We start from the raw sequence: 1,963 nt of genomic DNA on the forward strand, positions 1-1,963 counted from the left end.
CGGTGACCGGCTCGTCCCACCAGGACGCGGTGGCGCGGGCGGCGGCGACGGCAGCAACGGCGGCGGCGATGTCCTCTCCTTCGTCGAGGCCGGCGAGCATCTTCGCCTCTGCCTCGCAACGCCGCTGGTGGGCGTCGTCGTGGCGGTCACGAATGTAGGACTCCATGCGGTTCACGGTGCGGCTCTCCTGTCGGTGTTGGAGCTTTCTTGGCGATGCCAGCGCCGCTGCCTTCCGTCCAGGCCAGGCGGTCACGGGGCGCCTGGTAGCGGTTGGCGGGTACGGCTGCGGGCCCGGTGCGCCCCTACCGGGGGCGCACCGGGCGCGGGTGGTTACGCGTTGCGTAGGGCGCGGGCGGCGGCGGTGCCGATGGCGTCGGCGGCTGCGGCGGGGTCGGTCAGGGTGATCGAGTGCGCGCCGTTCATGACCCGCGCGTCGTCGGTCAGGGCCAGCCACAGCACGGCGCATCCGGATGCGGTGAGCCGGTCGAGGCGTTTCTGGCCGTCTTTGGGCTGGTCCTTCTTGAACTTTCCGTCGGAGACGATGACCAGCAGGCGGGCGGCGCCGGGGCGGGTCAACTCGACGGCCGAGTCGAGGGCGTCGACGGCCTGGACGAAGTCTTCGCGGGAGTCGTTGGCGGCGAAGTCGGTCACGGCGTTGGGGGCGTGCCCGGGGTGGACGATGGGGCGGACGGTGGAGCCGAAGATGACGGTGGCCGCGACGGCGTCGGGGACGTGCCCGGCGGCGCGGGCCATGATCCAGGCGGCGGACGCGACCGGCCGCGCCAGGGCTTTCATGGATCCGGACACGTCGCAGGCGATGCCGATGCGCAGCGGCGGCGCGGGCACGTGACGGCGGGTCGTCTGGGTGAAGGGTTCGGCGGTCGGGACGGTTCCGGCGGCGCGTTGGGCGTCGGCGGCCAGCGCGCCGCGCATGGACAGCCGTCCGGGCGGGGTGGGTGAGGTGCGGGTGGTGGTGACGCGGTCGCGGTGCGCGGCGGCGCGCAACCGGCGGGCCAGGCGCCGCGCGGCGGCCTGCTCGCCGGGGCGGGGCGGGCGCGTCCAGGTGGCCCGGCTACCGCCGCGTGGGCCGGTCGCGTCGGTGCTGGCAGCGAACACGCGGCGCGCGGCGTCGTCAGCGGCCTCGCGGGCGTCCCTCTCCTGCCGCCGCCTGTCGGCCGGGTCCGGGGCGGGCGATCCGGGTGCGGGCATGGCGGCGGTGGCGTGAACGGCGACCACGGTGGCGCCGATCGCCTCGGCCAGCGGGGACGGATCGCCCGAGGCGCCCGGCGTTCCGGGCGGCGGGGGCGGCGCGGGCCGGTCGGGGTTGACATCCAGGATCCGGCACCAGCGCCGCCCCAGGTCCATCATCGCCTCGGCGTCGTCGTCGGCGGTGGCGTGCGCGCGGTGCCACAGCGCAGCCAGCGCACTCAACCGCGACGGCCCGAGCACACCGAGAACGGCCTCGGCCACAGGCTTGGTCTCGCCTGGTTCGAGGATTCCGGCGTCGGTGCGCGCCAGCAGCAGCGCGGCGGCGCGTCCGGCGTTCCACGGCGTCATCGCCGCGTGCGGCGTCGTCACCGGCGGGGCGGTCGGCGCGGCGGCGGGTGCACCTGCCGAAGCGCCGGACGGGACGCCGGACGGGGCGGGTCCGCTGCCCCGCGCCGAGGCGGGTGCGGTGGCCGAGGTGGCGGGTGCGGTGGGCGGGGTGGTGAAGTCGGCCAGGACGAGGTGAGTGACGCACGCCCGTATCCAGCGGCGGTCGGCGGGGCGGCGTCGGACCTGGGCCACCTCGATCCGCGACTCTTCCAGCGACATCGCGGCATCGGCTGCGGCGGCGGACGCGCCGTCCGGGACCGCCCAGCGGGTGTGGGTGGCGTGCGCGGCCTCGTGTGTCAGGACGCCCCACAGGGCGGGGTAGCGGTCGCGGTCGGCGGGCCAGGACGGGTCGCACGTGGCCGGGTCC

At 76.5% G+C, this 1,963-nt stretch carries 1 protein-coding gene; it reads right to left on the bottom strand.

What is annotated here, in order from left to right; genetic code table 11:
* Positions 1–330: 330 nt before the first annotated feature.
* Positions 331–1,963, bottom strand: a 1,633-nt coding sequence (locus ABFX46_RS43250) for a VWA domain-containing protein (protein WP_346050440.1), incomplete at its 5' end; no start/stop codon positions are given.

This window comes from Actinomadura chokoriensis, assembly GCF_039529475.1.
GTDB lineage: Bacteria > Actinomycetota > Actinomycetes > Streptosporangiales > Streptosporangiaceae > Spirillospora > Spirillospora bangladeshensis.